This window comes from Flagellimonas algicida, assembly GCF_049629585.1.
Taxonomy (GTDB): Bacteria; Bacteroidota; Bacteroidia; order Flavobacteriales; family Flavobacteriaceae; genus Flagellimonas.
This window is the reverse complement of the sequence record NZ_JBMYIX010000003.1, coordinates 315,640-341,187: the sequence shown is the minus strand read 5'-3', so window position 1 is coordinate 341,187 and position 25,548 is coordinate 315,640. Positions and strand designations below refer to the sequence as shown.

Annotated in this window: 26 protein-coding genes; 14 read left to right on the top strand and 12 right to left on the bottom strand. The window is 44.1% G+C overall.

Translation table 11 applies throughout. The features are described from left to right. Positions 1 to 196: 196 nt before the first annotated feature. The 4 genes from ACPD8L_RS15350 to egtD are packed head-to-tail and all read left to right on the top strand — an operon-like array spanning position 197 to position 4,592. Complete coding sequence (locus ACPD8L_RS15350; RefSeq protein WP_423944341.1) at positions 197 to 910, top strand: response regulator transcription factor; 714 nt, start codon at positions 197 to 199, stop codon at positions 908 to 910. A gap of 10 nt (positions 911 to 920) precedes the next feature. Then, positions 921 to 2,414, top strand: coding sequence for an ATP-binding protein (locus ACPD8L_RS15345; protein WP_423944339.1), 1,494 nt, complete (start codon positions 921 to 923; stop codon positions 2,412 to 2,414). A gap of 35 nt (positions 2,415 to 2,449) precedes the next feature. Further along, entirely contained in the window at positions 2,450 to 3,610 is a 1,161-nt protein-coding gene (egtB, locus tag ACPD8L_RS15340; protein ID WP_423944336.1) for an ergothioneine biosynthesis protein EgtB, read from the top strand. A gap of 16 nt (positions 3,611 to 3,626) precedes the next feature. After that, on the top strand, positions 3,627 to 4,592 hold the full coding sequence (gene egtD, locus ACPD8L_RS15335) for an L-histidine N(alpha)-methyltransferase (RefSeq protein ID WP_423944334.1): 966 nt from the start codon (positions 3,627 to 3,629) through the stop codon (positions 4,590 to 4,592). A gap of 62 nt (positions 4,593 to 4,654) precedes the next feature. On the opposite strand, the gene ACPD8L_RS15330 is transcribed toward egtD, so the two are convergent. Together ACPD8L_RS15330 and ACPD8L_RS15325 are read right to left on the bottom strand one after the other, a co-directional pair. Continuing rightward, positions 4,655 to 4,951, bottom strand: a complete 297-nt coding sequence (locus ACPD8L_RS15330) for an isoamylase early set domain-containing protein (protein WP_293302996.1) — start codon at positions 4,949 to 4,951, stop codon at positions 4,655 to 4,657. Between the two features lie 156 nt (positions 4,952 to 5,107). After that, the gene (locus ACPD8L_RS15325; protein ID WP_423944331.1) at positions 5,108 to 6,187 is read right to left on the bottom strand and encodes an aminotransferase class V-fold PLP-dependent enzyme; all 1,080 of its coding nucleotides are present in this window, start codon (positions 6,185 to 6,187) and stop codon (positions 5,108 to 5,110) included. 54 nt (positions 6,188 to 6,241) lie between these two features. Here ACPD8L_RS15325 and ACPD8L_RS15320 point away from each other — a divergent pair, with 54 nt between their 5' ends. Both ACPD8L_RS15320 and ACPD8L_RS15315 read left to right on the top strand, forming a co-directional pair. Beyond that, positions 6,242 to 6,634 carry a 2TM domain-containing protein gene (locus tag ACPD8L_RS15320; protein ID WP_116217288.1) on the top strand — a complete coding sequence of 131 codons (393 nt, stop codon included), beginning with the start codon at positions 6,242 to 6,244 and terminating at the stop codon, positions 6,632 to 6,634. Continuing rightward, positions 6,631 to 7,122 carry a dihydrofolate reductase gene (locus tag ACPD8L_RS15315; protein WP_421810880.1) on the top strand — a complete coding sequence of 164 codons (492 nt, stop codon included), beginning with the start codon at positions 6,631 to 6,633 and terminating at the stop codon, positions 7,120 to 7,122. The genes ACPD8L_RS15320 and ACPD8L_RS15315 overlap by 4 nt, the downstream gene beginning before the upstream one ends. A 3-nt stretch (positions 7,123 to 7,125) precedes the next feature. Here the strand turns inward: ACPD8L_RS15315 and murI are convergent, their stop codons facing one another. The 8 genes from murI to ACPD8L_RS15275 form a co-directional block, all read right to left on the bottom strand. Further along, on the bottom strand, positions 7,126 to 7,905 hold the full coding sequence (gene murI, locus ACPD8L_RS15310) for a glutamate racemase (protein WP_423944327.1): 780 nt from the start codon (positions 7,903 to 7,905) through the stop codon (positions 7,126 to 7,128). A 95-nt stretch (positions 7,906 to 8,000) separates the two neighbouring features. Then, positions 8,001 to 8,510, bottom strand: a complete 510-nt coding sequence (locus tag ACPD8L_RS15305; protein ID WP_293303006.1) for an OmpH/Skp family outer membrane protein — start codon at positions 8,508 to 8,510, stop codon at positions 8,001 to 8,003. Positions 8,511 to 8,553: 43 nt separating this feature from the next. Then, positions 8,554 to 9,390 carry an OmpH/Skp family outer membrane protein gene (locus tag ACPD8L_RS15300; RefSeq protein ID WP_116217284.1) on the bottom strand — a complete coding sequence of 279 codons (837 nt, stop codon included), beginning with the start codon at positions 9,388 to 9,390 and terminating at the stop codon, positions 8,554 to 8,556. Between the two features lie 100 nt (positions 9,391 to 9,490). Next, on the bottom strand, positions 9,491 to 12,163 hold the full coding sequence (locus ACPD8L_RS15295; protein ID WP_423944323.1) for a BamA/OMP85 family outer membrane protein: 2,673 nt from the start codon (positions 12,161 to 12,163) through the stop codon (positions 9,491 to 9,493). Further along, positions 12,135 to 12,878 carry an isoprenyl transferase gene (locus tag ACPD8L_RS15290; RefSeq protein WP_423944635.1) on the bottom strand — a complete coding sequence of 248 codons (744 nt, stop codon included), beginning with the start codon at positions 12,876 to 12,878 and terminating at the stop codon, positions 12,135 to 12,137. The genes ACPD8L_RS15295 and ACPD8L_RS15290 overlap by 29 nt, the downstream gene beginning before the upstream one ends. A 1-nt stretch (position 12,879) precedes the next feature. After that, on the bottom strand, positions 12,880 to 13,563 hold the full coding sequence (porG, locus tag ACPD8L_RS15285; RefSeq protein ID WP_116217281.1) for a type IX secretion system protein PorG: 684 nt from the start codon (positions 13,561 to 13,563) through the stop codon (positions 12,880 to 12,882). A gap of 112 nt (positions 13,564 to 13,675) precedes the next feature. Then, positions 13,676 to 14,557: an NAD kinase gene (locus tag ACPD8L_RS15280; protein WP_116217280.1), complete on the bottom strand. Its 882-nt coding sequence runs from the start codon at positions 14,555 to 14,557 to the stop codon at positions 13,676 to 13,678. Position 14,558: 1 nt separating this feature from the next. Continuing rightward, entirely contained in the window at positions 14,559 to 15,215 is a 657-nt protein-coding gene (locus ACPD8L_RS15275) for a CBS domain-containing protein (protein WP_423944318.1), read from the bottom strand. Between the two features lie 86 nt (positions 15,216 to 15,301). Here ACPD8L_RS15275 and ACPD8L_RS15270 point away from each other — a divergent pair, with 86 nt between their 5' ends. The 7 genes from ACPD8L_RS15270 (at position 15,302) to clpX (ending at position 22,398) form a co-directional block, all read left to right on the top strand. Continuing rightward, complete coding sequence (locus ACPD8L_RS15270) at positions 15,302 to 16,018, top strand: pyridoxine 5'-phosphate synthase (RefSeq protein WP_423944316.1); 717 nt, start codon at positions 15,302 to 15,304, stop codon at positions 16,016 to 16,018. After that, positions 16,018 to 16,788 carry an alpha/beta fold hydrolase gene (locus ACPD8L_RS15265; protein ID WP_421810875.1) on the top strand — a complete coding sequence of 257 codons (771 nt, stop codon included), beginning with the start codon at positions 16,018 to 16,020 and terminating at the stop codon, positions 16,786 to 16,788. Before ACPD8L_RS15270 ends, ACPD8L_RS15265 begins: the two co-directional genes overlap by 1 nt. 137 nt (positions 16,789 to 16,925) lie before the next feature. Beyond that, positions 16,926 to 18,443 carry an SGNH/GDSL hydrolase family protein gene (locus ACPD8L_RS15260; protein WP_423944313.1) on the top strand — a complete coding sequence of 506 codons (1,518 nt, stop codon included), beginning with the start codon at positions 16,926 to 16,928 and terminating at the stop codon, positions 18,441 to 18,443. Between the two features lie 79 nt (positions 18,444 to 18,522). Further along, entirely contained in the window at positions 18,523 to 18,867 is a 345-nt protein-coding gene (locus tag ACPD8L_RS15255; RefSeq protein ID WP_116217275.1) for a phage holin family protein, read from the top strand. A 98-nt stretch (positions 18,868 to 18,965) separates the two neighbouring features. After that, entirely contained in the window at positions 18,966 to 20,288 is a 1,323-nt protein-coding gene (gene tig, locus ACPD8L_RS15250; RefSeq protein ID WP_421810873.1) for a trigger factor, read from the top strand. Positions 20,289 to 20,378: 90 nt separating this feature from the next. Further along, positions 20,379 to 21,059: an ATP-dependent Clp endopeptidase proteolytic subunit ClpP gene (gene clpP / locus ACPD8L_RS15245; protein ID WP_116217273.1), complete on the top strand. Its 681-nt coding sequence runs from the start codon at positions 20,379 to 20,381 to the stop codon at positions 21,057 to 21,059. 103 nt (positions 21,060 to 21,162) lie between these two features. Further along, positions 21,163 to 22,398 carry an ATP-dependent Clp protease ATP-binding subunit ClpX gene (gene clpX / locus ACPD8L_RS15240; protein ID WP_116217272.1) on the top strand — a complete coding sequence of 412 codons (1,236 nt, stop codon included), beginning with the start codon at positions 21,163 to 21,165 and terminating at the stop codon, positions 22,396 to 22,398. Between the two features lie 3 nt (positions 22,399 to 22,401). On the opposite strand, the gene ACPD8L_RS15235 is transcribed toward clpX, so the two are convergent. Then, complete coding sequence (locus ACPD8L_RS15235; protein WP_116217667.1) at positions 22,402 to 22,941, bottom strand: hypothetical protein; 540 nt, start codon at positions 22,939 to 22,941, stop codon at positions 22,402 to 22,404. Positions 22,942 to 23,104: 163 nt separating this feature from the next. Continuing rightward, on the bottom strand, positions 23,105 to 24,619 hold the full coding sequence (locus ACPD8L_RS15230; RefSeq protein WP_293303033.1) for a GH3 auxin-responsive promoter family protein: 1,515 nt from the start codon (positions 24,617 to 24,619) through the stop codon (positions 23,105 to 23,107). Positions 24,620 to 24,716: 97 nt separating this feature from the next. Here ACPD8L_RS15230 and ACPD8L_RS15225 point away from each other — a divergent pair, with 97 nt between their 5' ends. Next, positions 24,717 to 25,511 (top strand): DUF2797 domain-containing protein, encoded by a 795-nt coding sequence (locus tag ACPD8L_RS15225; protein ID WP_421810872.1) that lies wholly within the window; start codon positions 24,717 to 24,719, stop codon positions 25,509 to 25,511. Positions 25,512 to 25,548 lie beyond the last annotated feature (37 nt).

The window sequence follows — 25,548 nt, the reverse complement described above, 5'->3', positions numbered from 1 at the left end:
GAACCGCACAGATGTTGCAGAAGTCTCACATAAAATTCAAAATTATTTACTTGCTGATTATCAATATTTTACATTAAAAAAAGTGTGTTTTTGTAAAGATTGGGGCAAAAAACAGACTTTTTAAGGGACGTGCCGTATAGAATGTTTAGAAAACGGTGAACATTCTGTGATACTTTGTGATTTAATTAGTGCTACCATGAAAAAAGTGTTGATAGTTGAGGACGATGTGGAAATCATCCATCTTTTGGAGATACACCTTAAAGATCTAGGTTGTCAAGTCTTGTCGGCCACAAGGGGAGATTTAGGTCTTAAAAAAGCCATTAACGAGCATCCGGACCTTATTATTCTGGATGTGATGCTCCCGGAAATGGACGGTATTGAAATCTGCCAAAAAATACGGGCCAACAATGTTACTTCGCCCATAATGATGCTCACCGCCCGTTCCGAGGAAATTGACAAGGTATTGGGATTGGAAGTGGGTGCCGATGACTACCTCACCAAACCCTTTAGTGTGCGTGAATTCATTGCACGGGTAAAGGCCATTTTTAGGAGGCAAAAGATGCAGGTGAAGGAACCTGTATCGGAAAGGAATGGAAAATTGATGCATTTTGACAGCCTATCCATAGACATTGAACTGCGCAAGGTGATCATGGACGGCAAAAAGATAGAGCTCTCGCCCAAGGAGTTTGAACTCTTGGTGCTCCTATCCTCCAATCCCGGTAAAAGTTACGACCGCACAAAATTGTTGAACATGATCTGGGGCTATGATTTTCATGGATACGAACATACCGTGAACTCGCACATTAACCGATTGCGCTCCAAAATAGAACCCGATATGGGCAATCCAAAGTTTATCCTGACCACTTGGGGCGTAGGGTACAAGTTCAATGAAGAACTCATGAAAATCTAACCGACCTATCATGAAAAACAATATCCTTTCCACCAGATTCATCCTAAAGCTCATGCTTTCCTTTATGGCAATTTTAGTACTTGCCGGTGTTGGGTATACTTTTATCTCTTTTTACCTCTCCAATAAGTATTTTAACGAGACCACACAGCGTTTGCATGCCAATCTGGCCCAAGACCTTATTGATGAAAAATTCAAGGACACCCACCCTTTTGATTCCACGGGAACGGTGAACAAAGCTCTTTTTGGGGACATTATGCACGATATGATGGCCGTTAACCGTGCCATTGAGGTCTATTTGTTGGATAACGAAGGGCACGTGCAATACTCCGTAGTACTGGACCACGATGCCCCAGAAACCAAAGAAAAAAGGGTGAACCTTATTCCAATAAAAAGGTTCATTGCCGAAAATGGTTCCCATTACATTTTAGGTGATGACCCCAAAGATTTGGAAAAACAGACCATCTTTTCAGCGGCACATTTTAAAAAAGAAGGCCATGAGGGGTATATCTATATTATTTTGGCCGGGGAAGACTTTTTGGCCACCCGAAGTGACCTCTTCAACAGCTATTTTATGCGTTTGGGGTTGGGAGGGTCCCTACTCACTTTGGTCTTTGCGACCCTTTTGGGCATTCTGGCCATTTGGTACCTTACCCGAAGTCTCAGAAAAATCATTTATGCGGCAAAGCGTTTCCAGCAGGGCGATTTAAAATATCGCATAGAGAATGCGGAAAAGACCGACTTGGCCAATGTGGCCAGTACTTTTAACAGCATGGCGGATACCATTCTGGCCGATATTGAAAAAATAAAATCCGTGGAAGAGTTGCGGCGGGAACTCATTGCCAATATTTCACACGATTTGCGCACTCCGTTATCCATCATCCAAGGATATATTGAAACGCTGCACATGAAGGACCATACGCTTTCCCAAAAAGAGCGGGAAGAATACCTCAACACAATTTCCAAAAGCAGTGAAAAACTGTCCAAACTCATATCCCAGCTTTTTGAATACTCCAAATTGGAAGCCAATCAAATCCAACCTCAAAAAGAACCTTTTCTCATCAGTGAATTGGCCAATGATATCCATAGAAATTATTCGTTGCTTGCCAAACAAAAGAATATTGACCTAAAACTGTCCATGGCCGATAATATCCCCTTGGTCTTTGCGGACATCTCATTGGTGGAGCGCGCCATTCAAAACCTTATGGACAATGCCTTAAAGTTCACCCCTGAACAAGGAACGGTCACTGTTAAGATTGAAACCTTGAACAAACATGTGCAGGTCACCATCCAAGATTCAGGGCCGGGCATTACCAAGGAAAATCAAGCGTTGATCTTTGAACGTTACCGCCAAACCAAGGTGGGGCAGGAAAAAGAAGGGGTGGGTCTTGGACTTGCCATTGTAAAGAAGATCATGGAGATACATGATAGCCATATCAAAGTATTTAGCAAACCTAATGAGGGGACTTCCTTTAGTTTTAGCCTTCCCGTGCATGCCATGAACTAGGGCATATTCCTTATCTTTAAGCAAACACATCCATTATGATCCTTACCGATGCCTTGTTGGATTTCTTTCTGGAAACCCGGCAACACACCGAATCCATTTGCCAACCATTGGAGATTGAGGACTATGTGGTACAGCCCATTGTAGATGTGAGTCCGCCCAAATGGCACTTGGGGCACACTACTTGGTTTTTTGAGGAATTCATCCTAAAACCGCACGCCAAGGACTACCGGGAATTTCATGCCGATTTTTCCTTTGTCTTCAACAGCTATTACGAAACGGTGGGCAAACGGGTGGTACGTTCCGATCGGGGGAATCTCTCCCGACCTTCGGTAAAAAAGGTGTACGAGTACCGAAACCATGTTACCCAAGCCATCAGGGATTTCTTTTCAGGGCCGCAGAGCGAAGAACTGCAGGCTGTTCTGGAAATCGGTATCCATCACGAAAAACAACACCAAGAGTTATTGCTCACGGACATCAAATACATTTTGGGGAACAACCCGCTATTGCCGGTCTATTTGGAGCAGTTTATAGACCACCCCAAAGAGGTACATGCGCAAGATTGGATCGCTGTTGATGAAGGGCTGTATGAGATTGGCCATGCCACTGAATCTTTTTGTTACGACAATGAGTTGGGGCGGCACAAGGTGTATCTTCAACCCTATGAAATTTCCAACAAATTGGTCACCAACGGCGAGTTTATAGCGTTCATTTTGGATGGGGGCTATGACCGTTTTGATCTTTGGCATGCTGAAGGTTGGGACTGGGTCAATCAAAATCAGATAAGGTCACCACTATATTGGCACCGAATAGATGGGGAATGGCACCACTACACGGCCCAAGGGCTTCAAAAACTGGATTTGGAGACCCCTGTGACCCATATTTCCTATTTTGAGGCCTTTGCCTACGCCCAATGGAAGGGCCATCGCCTGCCCACCGAGTTTGAATGGGAGGCGGCACAGGCATTTTTTCCTTGGGGCAAGCGTTGGGAATGGACAGAAAGTGCCTACCTACCCTACCCCAACTACCAAAAACCGGATGGTGCCTTGGGTGAATACAACGGCAAGTTCATGGTGAGCCAAAAAGTGCTTCGTGGCGGCTCTGTGGCCACGCCCGAAAAACATACACGGCATACCTACCGTAATTTTTTCCATCCACAATTGCGCTGGCAGTTCACTGGATTAAGGTTGGCCAAATAATTTCGACTCATCCATTATGCGAAAAACTCCAACCACGTTCAACTCTATTTTTGAGCAAGAAGTGTATGAAGGTCTCACGGCACATCCCAAGCGCCTGTCCTCCAAATATTTTTATGATGAGGTGGGCGACAAGCTCTTTCAGGACATCATGGCCATGCCGGAATATTACCTTACCAATTGTGAGTTTGCCATTCTGGAAAACCATAAAGATGAGATCGTGGACCTCTTTAAGGCTGATGGGAGTGCTTTCAGCCTATTTGAATTGGGGGCCGGGGATGGCAAAAAGACCAAGATCTTGCTTCGGCATCTTATTAAAAGTGGGGTTACGTTTGATTATAGGCCCATCGATATCAGTCAGAATGCCCTTGACCAGCTCGAACAATCTTTGCATGAGGAAATTCCCGAGGTGGAGATCAACCCAATACAAGGCACTTATTTTGATACGCTCCGCGATATTGGAAACAGCAATGGTAAACGCAAGGTGATTCTATTCTTGGGCTCCAACATTGGCAACCTATTGCATCCGCAAGCAGTGGAGTTTCTTGGGAACCTTAGAAATTCTATCAACAAAGGGGATTTACTCTTTATGGGTTTCGACCAGAAAAAGAACCCGCAGACCATTCTGGATGCCTACAACGATAAAATGGGCATTACCGAAGCGTTCAACAAGAACATTTTGGCCCGTATCAACAAAGAAATGGGAGGTAATTTTGAGCTGGACAATTTTCTGCACTGGGAAGTCTATGACCCTGAGACGGGAACCGCCAAAAGTTATCTGGTCTCAAAAATAGGACAGGAGGTTTGGATAGAAAATTTGGATTTGGAGGTTTCCTTCAAACGTTGGGAAACCATCCACACCGAAATTTCACAAAAATACGATGACGAGGTTGTGGCCTGGCTGGCCCGTGAGGCAGGATTGAAAATGACCACCTCGTTCTCAGATAAGGAAGATAACTACAAGGACTATGTCTTCACGAAGTGATGCTTGGTAAGTAAAAAAAACCACCATCAGGGTTGGGGCTCCCCAATGGTGATCGTGATGGGTTATACTTCCAGAACGGCGTTCTCTGCTCCGGCGTAATCGTTCCATTGGAAACGATCGGCCTCCTCATCGTTGGTATAAGCGCCGTCTATAATGTATCTAAACTCGTAAGCGTTCTCTGTGGGAAGGTCAAAGGTTCCCTTGAAGGTTCCGTTCTTCAATTTCTTCAATGTGCTGCCCTTGGGATTCCAATTGTTGAAATCTCCCACTACCGCAACTTTCTCGGCCTCTTCTGCAGGTACTGAAAAAGTAACCTTGCAAACTGGCTTGCTCTTTAGGTATTGTTTTTTTATTGCCATGGTACTAAAAATTAAAATACAGGACAAAGCAATACATAAAACCGCTTATTTACAATAAGTTACCATCGATTTATCATATTGATAAAATCTGCCTAACCATAAGATCACTTTTGGTAAAATCGGTGGATGGATTTTCTCAAAAAGAAATTTCGGGCTTTAGTTCTTCAACAATTTTGCAATCGTCTCAATTTCCTCCTCCGTATTGTAAAAGTGAAAACTCAACCGGATGCCGTTCCCTCGCAGGGCACAGACCACTTCTTCCTTGCTGAGCTTATTGAAAAGTCGTTCATCTCCCTTTATGTTGAAAATGGTACTATGCCCCTGCCGTTTTGCAACAGCCTCTTCCAAGAGATCCAGTTCCATAAATTCGGTTTTGGCCTTTTGGGACAGTTTGTCCAAGTGGGATTCTATATGTTGCATGCCGATGTCGTCCAAAAAATCCAACGAAAACTGCAGGCTCCCAAAATTAAAGGAATCCAAATGCCCGGGCTCCAAATACTTCCCAAACGGAATGTTCTCCCTTTTGGAGGCGTCCCGGTCCACGGAACCATTACCAATGGTCTTTAGATCAAATCGGTCCTTTGCCCCATCCTTGACCAGCACAAACCCATTACCATAGCCGGCCAACAACCACTTGTAGGCACTGGTCAACAAAACATCTATTCCAGAATCCTTAAAACTAAAATCTTGGGTGCCGCAGAATTGGGTGCCGTCCGCTATGATCAAAAGATCAGGGTGGTCTTTTTTGAGCTGTTTCAAAAAATCGAGGTCTATCTTAATGCCATTGATCCATTGCACGAGGCTCAAGGCCAAGACATCAAATTTTCCCGTTTTTACTTTTTCAAGGATGTGTTCTTCCATCCGCTCATCAATCTCTACATACTCCCTGGGAAAGTTCCGTGTTTCGAACGGCCAGTTCAGGGAAGGATAGTCATTGTTCAAGAGCAAAACCCTTTGGTCTTTTGGCAGACCTTCCAAAAGCATGTTGAGCCCCAGACTGAAGTTGGGCACCAAGGCCACGTTTTCGGCCTTACACTGAAAGAACTTCCCCACCGTATCCTTGATCTGGGGCATACGCTCAAAACTCTTCGCCTTCATATCGCTACCGCCGATCAGGTAATCCAGATCGTGCCCTTGGCGCCATTCCATTAGATCTTCACTTAACAATCCCGTTGCGGCCGTGTTGGCATAGATGCATTGGTTGAGCACGGGGAATTTTTTTCTTAGGCTTTGCATGACTGAGGTTTTGGATACAATTGCGTTATCTTTGTTGTTAAAGATAGCCATTCCATGTTGTCCTTTGGTAAAAAGAAAAAGTCGCAGATAGATGTGGAGCAACACGAACTTTTGGAGTATGCGCAGAAACGCATCAAACAGAAGAAACGGTTGTTCTCCCACTTTGTCATTTTTTTGATCGGTTGCGTGTTTTTGATCTTGATCAATAAGATTTTAAAATATGGAGAGGCCTATGATTGGTTTGTCTGGGCGATTCTATTCTGGGCCTTTTTGTTGGTGCTGCACACCTTCAATGTTTTTGTGACCCATAAGTTCATGGGGCAGGATTGGGAACGCAAACAGCGGGAACGGTTGGTGGAACTCCAGAAAAAACGCATTTCGGAAATCCAGAAGGAAATCGAGACCGATTTTCCCCTCTCCAACATCAATAAAAAAAAAGATCTGTGAAGCGACTCATCATTATAGCCGCGGCCGCCGAAAACAATGCTTTGGGCAAGGACAACGATTTGGTGTGGCACCTACCTGACGATTTTAAGCGTTTTAAGGCCCTTACCACGGGGCATAAGATCATTATGGGCCGAAAGACCTTGGAGAGCTTCCCCAAGGCCCTGCCCAACCGGGAGCACATCGCCATTACCCGTGACACCAACTACACCCCAAAATTTCCCTGTACGGTGGTGCATTCGCTTGAACAGGCCATTGACTTGGTGGATGATAACGAAACCGCCTTTATCATTGGGGGTGGGGAGATTTATAAACAGTCCATGGCCGTTGCCACGGATATGGAGCTCACCCGGGTACACGATACTTTTGAGGCCGATACATTTTTTCCTGAAATGGATTCGGATCAATGGAGGCTGGTAAAAGAAGAGCATCATCCGAAGGATGATCGGCACCAGTACGCCTTTACTTACCTTACCTATACCAAGCTATAAGCGTTAAAAATCCAGATAGGCCACTTGAGCACTGGGGTCATTGACCAACTTCTGGAGCACTTCCGTTTCCTTGTTGGTATACAGCATGTGCCTGGGCGCACTTTCGGTAAGCTGCAACAGATTGTTTTTTTCCAGGACCGCCTTGGTCTGCCTTGCCACGGCTTCGCCAGAATCAATAATCGTGATATGGTTGGGAAGCATTTCTTTCAGCAGGGGTATCAGATACGGATAGTGGGTACAACCCAATACCAGACAGTCTATATTTTGTTCCAGCATGGGGTCCAGATATCTTTTAAGAAGCTCCTGCATGGCCGTGGAATTTACCTGACCTGCCTCTATAAGTTCCACCAATCCTTTTCCTTCTTGCTCCAGCACGGTAATCCCCTCTGCAAACAGTTTTGAGGTGTTGTGGAACAAACTACTGGACAAGGTGCCCTTGGTGGCCAAAACCCCCACCTTTTTGGTCTTGGTATGAAGGGCGGCCGGTTTTATGGCGGGTTCTATCCCAATGAATGGAACTGCAAAATTGGCCCGTAGATGATCAATGGCATTGGTGGTGGCGGTATTGCAGGCCACTACAATGATCTTGCAGCCGTGTTCCAACAAGAACTCGGTATTCTTGATGCTCAATTGGGTAATCTCCTCTTTTGATCTTTCACCATAGGGCGCGTTGGCACTGTCCGCCAAATAGAGAGTGTGTTCGTTGGGCAGCATCTTTTTGATTTCCTTCCAAATGGAAGTGCCCCCAACCCCTGAGTCAAAAATACCTATAGGTCTTTGCATGTTTAAAAATAACCACTGTTGCGGTTTTGACATAAAAAAACCGCTTTACCTTTTGGGAAAAGCGGTCTATCCTTATTCTTCGGACAATATATTTCTTAGAATCCCAATTCTTGCTTAACGGCAGGCAAAAGGTCTTTTCCTTTGGCCACGATCAAGCTCAATCCTGGGCTGGCATCGATTACATAATCAAAGCCTTGTGCTGCGGCAACTTTTTCTATGGCTGCCTTGGCCTTATCGGAAATGGGTGCGAACAGTTCTTGTTGTTTTTTCTGCAATTCTTGCATGGCGGTTTGTTCCGCTTCCTGAATATTCTTTTCGAAACCTTGAAGTTCTAGAGCTCTTTGTTCGTTTTCCTCATTGGTTTTTGAGGTAGCCTCATTTTGGTATTGGGTCAACTTATTTTGAAGCTCTTTCATGGAGCTTTGTATATCTGCTCTGTAAGTTTCCTGTAATTTCTTCAACTCAGCTTGCGCAGCCTTCATCTCCGGCATTTCAGACAACAATTGTTGCACATTGATGTGGGCAACCTTGCTCTGCGCATTTACAAAACCCGTAGCCGCTACAAACAAAACTAGGGCTACTGCAATCTTTTTTACATTTCTCATGGTTCTAAGTTACTATTTTGATGTTAAATTAAGTGTTTCAATATTATTGTTGTATTGAATCCTTTTCTTGTTCCTGCGCTTTTTTCCGCTCATCCAATTTGGCCTGGCGTTTGGCTTCGCGCTCTTCCAATAATTTTTGTCTTCTGGCCTCGTAGGCTTTCTTGCGTTCCTCTCTCAGCTTCAACTGTTCGGTCCTCCTATCCTCGGCGGCTTGGGCCTTGGCGTCCCGATTCTCTTCTGCCTGCTCTTGGCGTTCCCTCAAGGCATCGCTTATCTCATCATCTGCCTCTTCTTCCTCTTCCATGAACTTCTGCAACCTGTTCCTTTCTTCCTGTTTCTTGTTGGAAGCGCTCACTTTTCTTGTGCGGCCTATCTCCCGTAGGACCAAGTCACTGATATCGTGCCTTTTTTCGGAGTACAACATTACAACATCTGCCGATTTATCAAAAATAAAATCGTATCTTTTATTGCCTCCGATTTTCTGCACCTCATTGAAAACCTGGTCTTGAATGGGCTGAATCAATAACTGCTTCTGCAAGACCAAATCCCCTTGGGGTCCAAAACGGTCTTGTTGGTAATCCAACATTTCCTTTTCCAAAATCTGGATTTCCTCTTCGCGCTCAGCAATGAGTTCATCCGTTAAAAGGACTTTTTCCGCCATTAAATCTTTCTTCATCTGCTCAACCGTACTCTGTTTGAGCTCGATTTCCTGCTTCCATTTTTGTGCCTTGGCCTCCAGTTGGGTGGTAGCTTCCCTGTATTCCTCCACATTCTCGAGGATATATTCCATATCCACATATCCTATGCGCACTCCCCGCTGTGAAAAGCCGTAAAAGGAAGTCATCAAAACGATTAATGACAAAAGAACTTTGGTATTCATCTTTGTTTCCGCTTTTTTACATAGAAAATATCGTGCCAAAATAACTAATTAATTCAAAACAAGTTACTTATAAAATCAGCAAAGCCCTATTTTCCTTAGATTAAAACTGCTGCCCGATGATGAAGTGCGTTTGCCAGCCACTGGGTCCTGTTGATTGTGGTCTGGCGTCTGTGTCGAAGCCATATCCAAAATCGATTCCCAAGAGTCCGAATGCCGGCATAAAAATACGTACCCCCACTCCGGCAGATCTTTTTAATTCAAACGGATTAAACTCATTAAAATTGTTGAATGCGTTTCCTGCTTCCAAAAACGATAATGCATAAATCGATGCCGAGGGTTTCAAGGTAAGCGGATAACGGAGTTCCAAAGAATATTTATTGTAGATGGTACCCCCATCTTGCTGTAGACTTCCTGTAATGGCATTGGTAATGTACGGGGTAAGTGCCTGGTTCTCGTATCCCCTCAACTGTACCACGTCCCTTCCGTCCAAGGTGAAGTTTCCAAGGCCATCCCCACCCACATAGAAACGCTCAAAGGGAACCGCTCCTATGTCATGGTTATAGCTTCCCAAAAAGCCAAACTCGGCATTGGTACGCAACACCAGTTTATCCACCAAACGGGTATACCAATCTCCTTTGAACTTCACTTTATAGAATTCGAGGAGTTTAAAGCGCTCTTCTTCATTTCGTTCCAACTCATCGCTCAATTGGGCAAATTCCAATTGCTCTTCTATGGAGGAAGGATTCGTGCCAATTTCAAAAAGCCTTTCGGTAGCCGACTCAATATCGTTCTTAAGCTGCTTGTAATCCTTGTTGCTAAAGAGTGAATACGGTGGGGTAAACTTGGCGGTCAACTCAAAGTTAGATCCCGTCAACGGGAAAATCCTACTGGGTCCTTGTGAACTTCGGGATATACCAAAGGTATAGCTCAATGCATTGGAACTACCATTACCAAAATTAAAGAGACCAAGGTTGTAGTCGTTAAAATCGTATAACTGGTAGCTCAAAGAGTGGGACACCGTGAAGAAATCATCGGGCCATTGTACCCTTTTGGCCAAACCTGCCGAGACCCCTGTTATAGAGAATCCACGATCTTTCTGTACATCAATCCTTCCTCGGTTATCATACCCGGTGGCAAACTGCTGTGTCCTAGATAGGGACAAGTTAAACCGAACTGGTTTTTTACCGCCCAACCATGGTTCGGAGAAGTTCAAACTGTATACACGGAACGATCTACTGGCCTGCAAACGGAGTGCAAAGGTCTGTCCGTCTCCCATGGGAACGGGCTTGTAGGCCTCTCCGTTAAAAATATTTTTCAAGGAGAAGTTACTGAACGAAAGTCCCAACGTACCTATGAAACCTCCACCACCAAAACCACCTTGCAATTCGATCTGGCTAGATCCCGCTTCAACTAGGCTATATTGGATGTCCACTGTACCGGCATTGGGGTCCGGGTTTTGAATGTCCGGAACAATCTGTTCTGCATCAAAGAAGCCCAACTGCCCCAATTCCCTGATACTACGAACAATATTGTCCTTGCTGTATTTTTGACCGGGACGGGTTCGCAATTCCCTAAAAATCACATGGTCGTTGGTCTTATCATTACCCACAACGCTCACATGATCCAAAAAGGTCTCCTTACCTTCTATGATCCTAATTTCAAAATCTATGGTATCGTTCACCGCGGAAACCTCCACGGGATTGATGCTGGAAAACAGGTATCCATTGTTCTGGTACAGATTCGTCAAATCTTCGGCATCCGGTTTGGAATCATCCGCAATACGTTTTTTGAGCAACACCCCATTGTAGGTCTGTCCCTTACGGATTCCAAGGACTTGGCTCAATTGCCTATCCGTGTAAACCGTATTTCCAACAAAGTTGATATCCCCAAAATAGTACTTGTCCCCTTCCTCTACCTTGATCTTAAGGTCGATGTTCTTTTCATTGACTTTCACAAAGGTATCCGAAAGCACCCGTGCATCCCGATATCCCCGTTCCGCATAGGCATCCACCAAACTGGAAAGATCCTCGTTGAAGTCGGCCTTGATGTATTTTGATTTTTTCCAGAAACGGTAAATCTTTTTCTTTTTGGTGTTCTTCATCGACTTGCGAAGACGCTTATTGGAAAGCTTGTCATTTCCTTCAAAAACAATACTCCTGATCTTTACCTTATCTCCTTTTTTGACATTGACCACCATGTTCTGGGTATTGACCTCGGAAGTGTCTGCCACGGTAGCGATATTGACCTTGGCATTGAGGTACCCTTGCTTTTTGTACTTGTTCTGAAGGTAGTTCTTGGTGTTGGCGATTAAGCTTTCGGTGATTTTCTTCCCTTTTTTAAGGTCTGTATCATCCAAGATACTCTGCACCTTTCTCTTTTTTACCCCATAAACAGTTACATTGGAAAGCGTGGGACGCTCCAAAATGTTCAATTCCAAGAAAATCTTGTCATCCTCTATCTTAGTGTAATACATCTCCACATCACTGAACAGCTCCAAGCTCCACAGTTTCTTGATCACGGCACTGATCTCGTCCCCTGGCACGGTTATGGGTTGCCCCACACGCAAACCGGTGTACGTTTTAACCGTTTGTTCATTATAACTCTGAAGACCGGTAACGGTGAGTCCTCCCAAAATGTATTGTTTTCCATCCTCAAATGAAGTTTCCTGGGCAAAGCTCTGGCCGGTAAAAAATAATAAGGGAAGGAGTAGTTTCAGGTATTGCAGTATGGAATTTTGTCTACCCTTAACTGAGTTGTTCGCTAGTTTTTCCAAATCGTCGTTCTCTATTTTGGTAACTTAATATTGCTTCTACCAAATGATGCTCTCTAAAATCAGGCCAAAATACATCAATAAAATATAATTCGGCATAGGCAATTTGCCACAGTAAAAAATTACTTATCCTGCGTTCTCCACTGGTACGGATAAGCAAGTCTACATCTGGCATGAAATGCGTGTAAAGATGTGTATTTATAACGGTTTCGTCAATATTTTCGGGTGAAATTATATTATTTTTAACTTTGATAGCTATCTCTTTTACAGCAGTTTTCAACTCTTCCCGGGAGCCATAACTAAGGGCCAAGGTGAGGATCATTCCCGTATTTTCCGCTGTTTTTGAAATAACCTCCGAAAGTTCTTTTTGGGCCTTACTGGGCAAGGAATCTATGTTCCCAATGGCCATTAGCTTGATATTGTTCTTATTAAGGGTCTTTAATTCCTTCTTTAAAGAAGACACCAGAAGTTTCATGAGGGTTTCCACCTCTATTTTGGGCCTGTTCCAGTTCTCAGTGGAAAATGCATAGAGTGTAAGGCACTTTATCTGCAATTTGGCACAATTCTCAACGGTATTACGCACGGCCTCCACCCCGTTTTGATGGCCAAATACACGAAGTTTCCCTCGTTGTTTCGCCCAACGGCCATTGCCATCCATAATGATGGCCACATGTTCTGGAAGTGGTTTGTCTTTGTTAACGTCCTCTAGCGTGTGCATGTCATTGAAAACAATCCTGGCAGGGTTTTCGTCCAAAGGTATACGTTAATGTAAAACCTGTGAAGACGTACCAGTCATCGCTCAATATATTTCCGAACCTAAACTGCTCGAAATTGGAACCTTCAGGGTTACTTGCGTCCAAATTGTCCGTAAATGTATATCTGGCCCCAATTTCGGCACCAAGAATCAGGAATTGATTTAACCGATACTTTGCCCCAACCGTCATTGGAATTGCAAAACTACCTTCTTTTTGGTTAATATCCTGCACCTGGAGGGCATCAAAATACATAAAATCATATCTGAAGTAGCTGAAACCCGTGTATAGATAGGGGGTGAAGGCGGGTCCAAGTTTGTGAAGATTATACTCCACAAAGTTAAATTCAATCCCCAATGAGGCTTCAAGAACAGAATTGTCCATCTCATACTCCCGCTGTTGCCGGGAAGGCATACTGGATTTGGAATCGTCCGCGGTAAAGGTCCCATACAACACACTGGCACGCCATGCATACCGTTTACTCTTGTTCCATTTAAAAAGACCTCCAAAAGCCGGGCCCGAAGGCAAGATATAGTTTGTGCGACCTACATCGCCCACCATATTGGCGCCACCTGCAAAGATTCCCACTTCGTAGGTCTGTGCCCCCAGTTTAAACATACTGCATAGAAAAATAGCCAAAACTATCCGCATACCAGTCAAAAAATTACGCAAGTTAAAAGTAAAGGAAAGTCAATAGGCCCACAGTTATATACATTCTCCCTTGTTAAACAGTTTTTAGCTCCTTTTATTGTTTGTGAGAGGCTCAATTCCGTTTGTCCTCCCCCCAAAGCAATTTATTTCGAAGTGTTTTTAGAAAGCTTTCGGATGTGTACTCTATCATTTTGACCGTAAAGTCCGATTTCCGTATCCTAATTTCCTTGCCGTTGGGAATATCCGCAATCCTGGAATCCAACGATACCAAATGGGTCTGCTCCCTGCCTGAAACCTTGAGGCGTATCTGGGTGTCATCCGAAATGACCAGCGGACGTGCATTAAGATTGTGCGGGGCGATCGGGGTGAGCACCAAGGATTTTGCCGATGGCGCAATGACCGGCCCGCCACAGCTCAATGAATATCCCGTTGAACCGGTTGGAGTGGAAACAATGAGTCCGTCTGCCCAATACGAAGTAAGGTATTCATCGTTCAAATACGTTTCCACCGTGATCATGGAAGTCGTGTCCTTACGGCTCACGGTAACCTCGTTCAAGGCAAAATTAAGATTCTCGAACTCGTTCAGGTCCGGATTCACCTCCACTTCCACCAAGGTCCGCTCCTCCACCGTATAGTGTCCGGCCACAAACTCCGTGACCAGTTTACGCACGTTCTCTTTTTTAAATGTTGATAGAAATCCTAATCTTCCCGTATTTACACCTACAATGGGAATACCATAGTCCTTTATATAGGTCACTGCACGAAGCATGGTCCCATCACCTCCAAAACTGATGAACATATCAAAGGAGGCATCCAATCCTTTGGATTGTGTATAGGTACCATGAATACGTCCGGTAGTACAGTCCGAAACCAGTTCATCAAAATTTTTCTCGACAAAAATCTCTGCATTCACTTTCTGCAGTTCGTGCAAAAGCTCCAGCATGCTGGTTTTGTCCTCTTCCAAAAAAGCTTGTCCGTAAATAGCGACCTTCATGCTAAACGTTAAGGTATTTTTCCAAATAATCCGAGCGCTGCTTCAGATCCTCCATGAATTGATCATCACTGTTGCCAAAGACAATGGTATAATTGTACCGTCTAAAGGTCTGGGCCACTTCATTCAGTCCTTGGGCTCCTATTTTAAGGGTAATCTGTACTACATCGTTTTGGGAGTCCGTGATAAAAGCCCCTAACAAACGGGCGTTGTTACTTTCCACAATTTGGGCTATTTCACTAAAGGAATAGTCCTTGATGCCGGTCGCGACCACAAGAATGGCCCCGGGTTCACTGAAAAAGGGTGTATCAATAAATAGGCTCACTACATCCTCAAGGTCGTAATAGCCAATAATGGTTTGGTTTTCATCCAAAACCGGAAGAATATTGGCCTCGTTCCTTGAGAACATTTCCAGTACATCCAACCAAGAGGTTTCCTTGGTCACGAAAAAACTTTCCAGATCAAACCTAAAAGCGTCAATTTTCTTTTCAGGTTCAAAACAGGCCAGGTCATTTGCGGACAAAAGTCCCAAATAGACTCCATTTTCGGTGACAGCTACATGGGAGAAGGTCGTCTCTTCAAAAAAACGAATGACTTCCTTCAAGGTCTCCGACACCTCAAAAACGGGTACTGTGTTTATTATCTGGCTCTGAATCTGCATGTCATTTCTATTAGGCGCAAAATACTAATTTTAAATCGCAAAAGGCGTGCCTAATTCTTATTTTTGCCCATCTAAAAGAGAACTTCATGACAAAGTTGAGTGTTAACATAAACAAACTGGCAACTTTACGGAATTCGCGGGGAGGCAATGTGCCCAACCTGATCACCTCGGCCAAGGATATCGAGTCTTTTGGTGCGGAGGGCATCACCATCCACCCCCGTCCGGACGAGCGCCATATTCGTTATCAAGATGCGCGTGACCTTAAAAAAGTGGTCACCACCGAGTACAACATAGAAGGAAACCCCATTCCCAAATTCATAGATTTGGTGCTTGAGGTAAAACCCACTCAGGTAACCTTGGTGCCAGATGCCGAGGATGCCATTACCTCCAATGCCGGTTGGGATACTCTAAAGCATAAAGATTTTCTGGTCGATGTCATCAAAACCTTCAAGGAAAACGGAATCCGCACCTCCATTTTTGTGGACCCAGATGTGAAGATGGTGCAAGGAGCCGCTGAAACTGGAACAGACCGTATTGAACTTTACACCGAGAGTTTTGCCCATGATTTTGCCCAAGGCAACAAAGAAGCAGGCATAAAACCCTTTGTGTATGCTGCCCAAATGGCCCATGAATTGGGACTGGGGATCAACGCAGGGCACGATCTAAGCTTGGACAACATAAAATATTTCAAAGCACATATTCCCCACCTCTTGGAAGTTTCCATTGGGCACGCCCTGATTTGCGAGTCCATTTATTTGGGCATTGAAAATGTGGTGAACATGTATCTAGACCGATTAAAGTAATGGAGTCATTGCATTCAAAAATATTGGGCGAAGGCACTCCCCTACTTATTCTTCATGGCTTTTTAGGGATGTCGGACAATTGGAAAACCTTGGGCAGTCTATATGCTGACAATGGGTTTCAAGTGCACCTTATTGACCAGAGAAACCATGGAAAAAGTTTTCACTCTCCCGATTTCGACTATGAGCTGTTGGCCAGTGATGTGATTGCCTACATGGACCATCACCAGATTGAATCTGCCCTCATCCTAGGGCATTCCATGGGAGGAAAAACAGCCATGCAAATCGCCACATCGCATCCCAATCGCGTTACCAAGCTTATTGTTGCGGACATTGCCCCCAAGTTTTATCCACCCCATCATCAATACATTGTTGATGCATTGGCACAATTGGATTTCGAAAAAATTACAAGCAGAAAAGAGGCTGATGAAGCACTTTCACTGCACCTCAAGGACTTTGGCATTCGGCAGTTCCTTTTAAAGAACCTCCATTGGGTTGAACCCAAAAAATTGGGATTCCGTTTCAATTTTGAAGTCCTAAAAAACAAAATGGAAGAAATTGGGGACAATATTGGTGCGACCGCTTCCTATGATGGACCCGCACTTTTTATTCGTGGAGATCGCTCCGAATATATCCTCCCCAATGACTATCCCGAAATCAAAAAACACTTCCCAAAAGCCGTCATTGAAACCGTGGACAATGCCGGACATTGGCTCCATGCGGAAAACCCCAAACAATTCTTTGAAAAGACATTACACTTCATGAATTCTTAAAATTGAGGGTTTTTTATTATGCATGCATAATTTTTTCAGCCATTTTATTGCCTGTATAACAATTTTGATATAGATTTGATTAAATGCGGTTTAACCCAAAATTTAACATAAGCTAACTCAATAAATACAGTTTAGATATGAAAAAGTTATTTGCCTTGCTTCCGTTCTTGGGCCTTTTCTTGGTTTCATGTGAAGACAATACCCCAATTATCGAGGAAACAACAGATCCGATAGAATACACTGCCGGAAGTGCTGATTTCACAAAATATGTGGCGGTAGGAAATTCACTTACTGCGGGCTTTTCGGACAATGCGCTGTTCATGGCAGGACAAGAAGCCTCTTTCCCAAACATGTTGGCCACTAATTTTGCCTTGGTCGGAGGGGGAGCGTTTGAGATTCCGTACATGGCGGATAATTTGGGAGGTGCTACCATAAATGGTGAAACGGATCTGAACATGGATGGAAGTCCCGACATTGGCAACCGATTGATTTTGGCTTTTACCGCTGATGGCCCCTCACCTACCCCGATTTCCGGACAAGGAAGTACTGAAATCACCAATAAGCTATCCGGCTCTTTTAACAACATGGGGGTCCCTGGTTCCAAAAGCTATGAGTTACTGGCACCTGGTTATGGTAGCCTGGCAGGTTTGGCTTTGGGCGCCGCCAACCCATATTTTGTCCGCTTTTCCTCCTCGGAAACCGCCACGGTGGTTGGGGATGCAGCAGCGCAGGGAGCTACCTTTTTCTCACTATGGACCGGAGCCAATGACATTCTTTTGTATGCCACTGGTGGTGGTACTGGGATAGATCAAACCGGAAACCTGGACCCAAGCAGCTATGCCAGAAATGACATTACGGACCCCAATGTATTTGCAGGTTCCCTTGATGCCATGCTACAAGCCATGACGGCAAACGGAGCCGAGGGCGTTATTGCAAATCTCCCCAATGTAACCGATATTCCTTATTTCACTACGGTTCCCCACAATCCTGTGCCTTTGGATGAAGCTACAGCCGCTTTGTTAAACGGGGCTTACAATGCCTATAATCAAGGGTTGCTATTGGCACAAAGCTTTATGTTGATAGATGCAGATGAAGTAGCCAAAAGAACCATCTCCTTTTCGGCAGGAGACACCAATGCCGTGGTACTATTTGATGAAGACCTTACTGATTTGACAGGGGTCGACCCAGGCTTGGTCAATATGAGACAAGCCACCGCAGAAGATCTTTTGGTACTCACCTCAAGCAGCTTCATTGGCACCTTGGCCAACCCCGCGGACCCCACCTCCATCAATGGCGTGGCCGTGCCGTTGGCTGATAAGTGGGTACTGACTCCCGAGGAGCAAGCTTCTGTTGAGACCGCACTTACCGCCTACAACCAAACCATTGAAGCATTGGCAACGGCCTATGACCTAGCATTCGTGGACGCCAATTCCCTCTTGAACGATTTAAAGACCACCGGTTTTCCGCAAACAGATGGAAGTGTCGTCACGGCAACCTTTGCCACAGGCGGTGGATTTTCATTGGATGGCGTGCACCCATCCCCACGCGGATACGCAATACTGGCAAATGCCTTTACAGCGGCAATCAACGCCAAATACGGTTCCAATTTACCTAACGTAAACCCATTGGATTATACAGGATTATACATTAATTAAGAAGGAACCATATTTAATTTCATTATATTAAAGGCACCGTTTTTACGGTGCCTTTTTTCAACCCTAAAATCATAACCCTATGAAATTGATCCTAAGACTTTTATTGAATGCACTGGCCGTTATCATACTCTCCTATGTCCTGCCCGGCGTGGGTGTGGATTCCATGATGACCGCAATCATAGTCGCCATAGTACTTAGTGTCCTGAACTTTTTGGTAAAGCCCATACTTGTCATTCTAACCCTACCGATCACCATTGTGACCCTGGGTCTTTTCCTCTTGATCATCAACGCAATCATTATTCTAATAGCCGCCAATCTGATTGATGGGTTTCAGGTAACCAGTATTTGGTGGGCCCTAATTTTTAGCCTTTTGCTCTCGTTTTTGCAATCCATTTTACACTCTGTTCTGAAAGAAGATGTATAGAATTCATTTTGTTTGGCATTCAAGGCTTTAAAAAGTTGCTGCCAAACGGAAAATGCATTACTTTTGCCTCCCATTTTTGAATAGCAAATAGGTAGGAGATGAACATTACTAAAGAGCAGATTGACAATCTTAATGCAGTTGTAAAGGTCGAAATCAGCAAAGAGGATTATCAGGAGAAGGTAGACAAAATCCTAAATGATTACAGAAAACAAGCCAATATCCCTGGCTTTAGAAAAGGACAGGTCCCCATGGGGCTTATCAAAAAGCAGTACGGCAAAGCCGTTTTGGTGGATGAGGTGAACAAACTGTTGCAAGACAATCTGAACAAATACCTTACCGAGGAAAAGTTGGATGTGTTGGGCAATCCCCTTCCCAAACAACAGGAAAATTTTGATTGGGACAGCGAAAATCTTGATTTTGAATTTGAATTGGGATTGGCCCCAAACTTTGACGTTCAGTTGAAGACCAAAAAAGCCGTAACCCAGTACAAGATCGTTGCCGACAAAAAAATGATCGAGGAACAAGTGGAACGTATCCAGAAACAATACGGAAAACTGGTTTCCAAAACCAAAGTAGGCAAAAACGACGAAATCACTGGAACCTTTGTCAACGAAGCAGAGGAAATAGAGCATAAAACCACTATTGAACTTAGCAAGGTAAAGAGCAAGAAAGCCACCGATGCCTTGGTGGGTAAGAAAGTTGGGGAATCCACAACCCTTTCCACAAAAGGATTGTTCAAGGAAGATTACCTGTTGTCCAGTGCATTGGGAATCAGTGCGGACAAGGCTGAAAAATTGAACATTGACGTAACCTTCACCATTGATGAAATCAATGAAAGGGAACCTGCCGCTCTAGACCAAGAGCTGTTCGATAAATTGTTCGGAAAGGACAATGTAAGCTCTGAGAAAGAACTTAAGGATCGTATCAAGGAAGATTCTGAAAAGCAGTTTGAGCAACAAGCCGATCAGAAACTGCTGAACGATGTCACTGAAAAGCTTATTGACGAGACCAAATTTGAACTCCCTGCCGAGTTCCTAAAAAAATGGATCCAGATCAGCGGTGAAAAACTTTTGACCGATGATGAAGCCAAGGAAGAGTTTGAAAAGTCTGAAAAAGGACTTCGCTACCAACTTATTGAAGGCAAAATTATCCAAGAAAACGACCTTCAGGTTCAGTTTGATGAACTGAAGGAGTTTGCCAAAGGCTTCATTAAATCCCAAATGGCACAATACGGCCATATGGACCCCAAAGAGGAGGAGTTGGAGAACATTTCCACTAGGGTTTTGGGCAACCAGGACGAGGTAAAAAGACTCTCTGAACAGCTGATGAGCCAAAAACTATTGGACCTCTATAAGGAAAAGGCCAACCTAAAGGTGAAGGAAGTCAGTTATGACGACTTTATCAAGGAAGCCTACAGCTAATCTTGGGCTAAAAGAAAATTAAGTATCTTTACGGTGCCGAAAAGCTGTTTTTTCGGCACCTTTTTTTTAAGAAAAATTCAACATCATCCCATGGATTACGGAAAAGAATTCAAAAAATACGCTACCCAACACCACGGCATCAATAGCATGCATTATGACAACATCATGAGCAGCATGTACCCCGTGAACATGACCCCGAACATCATTGAGGAACGCCAATTGAATGCCATTGCCATGGATGTTTTCTCGAGATTGATGATGGATCGCATCATCTTTTTGGGAACGGGAATCAATGATCAGGTGGCCAATATTGTGCAGGCACAGTTACTTTTCTTGGAAAGCGCCGATGCTTCCAAGGACATCCAGATATACATTAACTCCCCAGGTGGAAGCGTATATGCCGGATTGGGAATTTATGACACCATGCAGTTCATAAAACCAGATGTTGCCACCATTTGTACGGGCATTGCCGCGTCCATGGCTGCCGTACTCCTTTGTGCCGGTCAGGAGGGAAAAAGAAGTGGCCTAACCCACTCCAGGGTCATGATCCACCAACCTCTATCAGGAGCACAAGGACAGGCCAGTGATATAGAGATTGCAGCCAAAGAGGTGCTCAAGATAAAAGATGAGTTGTATGAGATCATATCCAAACACTCTGGGCAGTCTTTTGAAAAAGTGTACGAAGACAGCGATCGAGATTACTGGATGAAGGCCAAAGAGGCCAAGGAATATGGTATGATCGATGAAATTTTGGTCCGGGAAAAATCCTAGGACAAAGAACCGAAACCCAATAAAAGCAACCCCATAACGTAGACCAAACCCATTTTTTTTGCGTTATTAGTGGTTGGAACATATATGTTGATTTGATATTGATATGGCAAAGGAAAACTTGGAATGTTCATTTTGTGGTAGAAAAAAGCCTGAAACCAATCTTCTGATTGCAGGGCTCGATGCGCATATTTGTGACCGTTGTATAGAACAGGCACACAGTATTGTTGCTGAGGAATCCAAACAATCCAAAAACCAAGATCTATCCTCCGAACTGGTCCTAAAAAAACCAATGGAGATCAGGGACTTTTTGGACACTTTTGTCATTGGACAGGAGCGTACCAAAAAAGTCATGTCCGTTGCGGTCTACAATCACTACAAGCGATTGTTGCAACCCAAGAGCAAGGACAACGACGTAGAAATCCAGAAGAGCAACATCATCATGGTAGGGCAGACCGGGACCGGAAAGACCCTGATTGCCAAGACCATTGCCCGTATGCTCAATGTTCCCTTGGCCATTGTTGATGCCACGGTACTTACCGAAGCAGGTTACGTTGGGGAAGATGTGGAAAGCATCCTTACCCGTTTGCTCCAGGCTGCTGATTACAACTTGGAAAAAGCCGAAAGGGGTATCGTTTTTATAGATGAGATCGATAAGATTGCACGAAAGAGTGATAATCCATCCATTACCCGAGACGTTTCGGGAGAAGGAGTACAACAGGGGCTTCTAAAATTATTGGAAGGTACCGTTGTGAACGTTCCACCTAAAGGTGGACGAAAGCATCCCGACCAAAAATTTATCGAGGTCAATACCGAAAATATTCTTTTTGTAGCTGGTGGTGCCTTTGACGGTATCGAACGTATCATCACCAAACGCTTGAACATGCAAGCTGTTGGATATAGCGCATCAAAAGCGGAAGAAAAATTGGATCAGGAAAATATCCTCCAATACATCATCCCAAAAGATTTGAAGGAGTTTGGTCTTATTCCGGAAATCATTGGTAGGCTACCCGTGCTCACGCACATGAACCCTCTTGATGCAAAAACCTTACGAGCTATCCTAACAGAGCCCAAGAATGCCATCATCAAACAGTACGAAAAACTGTTCAACATGGATGGTATAAAGTTCACCATCACCGAACAAGCCTTGGACTACATTGTGGAAAAGGCTGTGGAATACAAGTTGGGCGCCAGAGGACTTCGTTCCCTTTGTGAGGCAGTTTTTACGGATGCCATGTTCACCCTTCCCAGCAGTGATGAGACCGAGTTCAAGGTAACCAAGGCCTATGCCGAGGAAAAACTTTCCTACGAGACCATCAAAAAACTAAAAGTAGTATCCTAAAGGTTAAATCGCTTTTCGGGTAACTTGCTCCAAGAGCTCCATACATACTTGGGAGATGATTTTCTCATCAGAATACAACTGATGGCCAAAATTTGGAACCACAGTTAGGTCTGCCCCTATCTTATTGGCCCAATCATGGGTCGGCTTAAATTCATCAGATTCACCATATACCAAATTCAAGGAAGTATTTGGGCTATCATTCTCCAATCGAATCCTTGTGGCCGAAATGGCCGTCAATGATTTCATGGGCAAGCCCTTTAAAGCTGCCTTGTACGCTATGGTACCCCCGGTGCTGAACGCGAGATAATGGGCCGGCTCCGATTCCTTCTTTAACAAGTGGGCCACTGCAGTTTCAATGCCACCTTCCACGAAAGCCCTATGTATATTCTCTTCTGTGGATATGGGCACATCAATATTGCCCAATTGCTGACTGTCATAAAATACAATATCATAGTATTGTTGCAGGTATCCAAAGTAGGAAGCGATCCAAAGTCCCTTCTTGGCTCCCCACATATCTGAAACAACGACGAGTTTTTCTGCCATGATGTAATGGTTTAGTGTGTTTACAAAGATTTGCGTGGGGAATTTCAACATTAAACGTAGAAAGACCATTTTTATTTGTCCAAAAGAAACCTTTGTTCGATAAAAGGTCAAATATTACGAAAACGTTTTCGTAAAACAAGGATAAACTACAAAACAAGACAATTTATTGCATATTCATTTGCAGCAATTCGTCCAAATAAGCCCTTTCATTGGACAATCGTGGTATCTTATGTTGCCCCCCTAACTTGTTTTTGGACTTTAACCAATCGTGGAATAGATTTTTGCGTGCCATGTGTACTTTAGGCATCTTTAAGGTAATGTTGTTGTACCGTTTCGCTTCATAATCGGAATTCAAAGACTTAAGTGCATTGTCCAAGAACTCGGTAAAGTAGGCGATATCTTCCGGGGGTTTCCTGAACTCAATGATCCATTCATGGGCCCCTTTCTCATTTCCGGTCATAAAAATGGGTGCTGCCGTATAGTCCATGATCTCCGCATCGGTTTTCTGGCAAATCTGCTTTAGGGCCTCCTCGGCATTTTCAATGATCAGTTCCTCGCCAAAAGCATTGATGTGGTGTTTGGTTCGACCAGTGATCCGTATCCTGTAGGGATCCTTGGAGGTGAACCGAATAGTGTCCCCTATTTTATAGCGCCAAAGTCCGGCGTTGGTAGTGATCACCATGGCATAGTTGACCCCAAGTTGCACTTCCCAAAGTGGAATGGCATTTTCTTCATTTCCATAGGAATCCATGGGGATAAACTCATAGAAAATCCCATAGTCCAACATCAAAAGAAGGTCATCTGAGTTGTTCCTATCCTGAATGCCAAAAAAGCCCTCGGAGGCATTGTAGGTCTCATAGTAATTGAATTTTTTTCGTGGCAGAAGCTTTTTATACTGGTCTTTGTAGGGTATAAAACTTACCCCTCCGTGAAAATACACCTCAAGGTTTTCCCATATCTCAAACAAATGGTTCTTGCCCGTCTTTTCCAACACTTGGTTGAGCAATACCAACATCCACGAAGGCACCCCCGCCAAACTGGTCACGTTCTCTCGGATGCTCTCCTCTATAATGGCCTCCAGTTTGGACTCCCATTCGCTCATCAACGAAACCTTGTTGCTGGGGGTGCTACTATATTCGGCCCAAAGGGGCATGTTGTCGATCAGAATAGCGGAGAGATCTCCAAAAAAAGTACCATTGTCCTCATAAAGTTCCTTGCTCCCCCCCAATCTAAGGCTCTTCCCTGTGAACAATTGGGAATTTTCGTTGTTGTTCAGGTAAAGGCACAACAAATCCTTGCTAGACTTGTAATGACAATCCTCCAAAGCTTCCATGCTCACCGGAATAAACTTGCTCTTGGCGTTGGTGGTACCACTACTCTTGGCAAACCATTTAATGGTTGTGGGCCAAAACAGGTTCTGTTCTCCCTTTCGGGTTCGTTCAATCAGCGGGGCAATATCCTCATAACCCACAATGGGCACCCTGTTCTTGAATTCATCATATTTGGGCATATCCTTAAAGCCATATTGCTTCCCGATCATGGTGTCTTCGGAAAAATCCATTAGATGGCGCAATACCTCATCCTGAACATCCAAGGGGTACTTTAAAAAAAGTTCTATCTGGTGATAACGCTTCCGTAGTAACCAAGAAGCAATGGAATTGAATAATGGTATTGGCATTTTAGGTATATTTAACCAAGAAATTCAGTTGGGTGCAATAGCTAAAATAGCTTTTCTGCCCCGCATTTTCAAATCAGTTTTAAACATTCATTCCGCTATGCTTTACGAAGGGGTCCTGCGCAAGATGCAAACCGAAAATAGAAGTCCCATCCAATATTTTTTGGTCTTTGAGAACGATTTCATCAACATGAACCAAGCCTTGAACAAAGAGGTTCAGATTGATTTCATCAAATTCCAATGCCTGAATTGCGGACAGGACCGACCCATTTACCGACAAGGGTTTTGCAAGACCTGTTTTTATGAAACCCCCACCGCCGGGGAATGGATCATGAAACCCGAGTTGAGCACGGCCCATTTGGACCAAGAAGATCGTGATCTGGAGTTTGAAAAAAGGATGCAATTGCAACCCCACATTGTCTATTTGGCCAACTCTAGCAATGTAAAGGTGGGGGTGACCCGAAAATCGCAGGTGCCCACCCGTTGGATCGATCAAGGTGCCCACGAGGCCATTGAAATTGTGGAAGTCCCCAACCGTTATCTGGCCGGTATCACGGAAGTGGCCCTAAAAGACCATGTGAGCGACAAGACCAGTTGGCAGAAAATGCTAAAGAACGATATAGAAGATCTGGACCTGACCGAATGGCGCAGTAAACTAAAACCTTATATCCCTGAAGAAGTTTCCCAATATTTTATTGAGGATAATTCCGAGACCAACCTAGAGTTCCCCGTACTGCAATACCCAGAAAAAGTAAAAAGCCTCAACTTGGACAAAACCCCAAGCTACAAGGGAATGTTGAAGGGCATAAAAGGGCAATATTTAATTTTTGAGGACAATACCGTATTTAATGTAAGGGGTAGTGAAGGGTATTATGTAGGGATAACGATCAACTAAACAGTTTTAGGTATCTTACAAAGCAAATCTGTAAAAA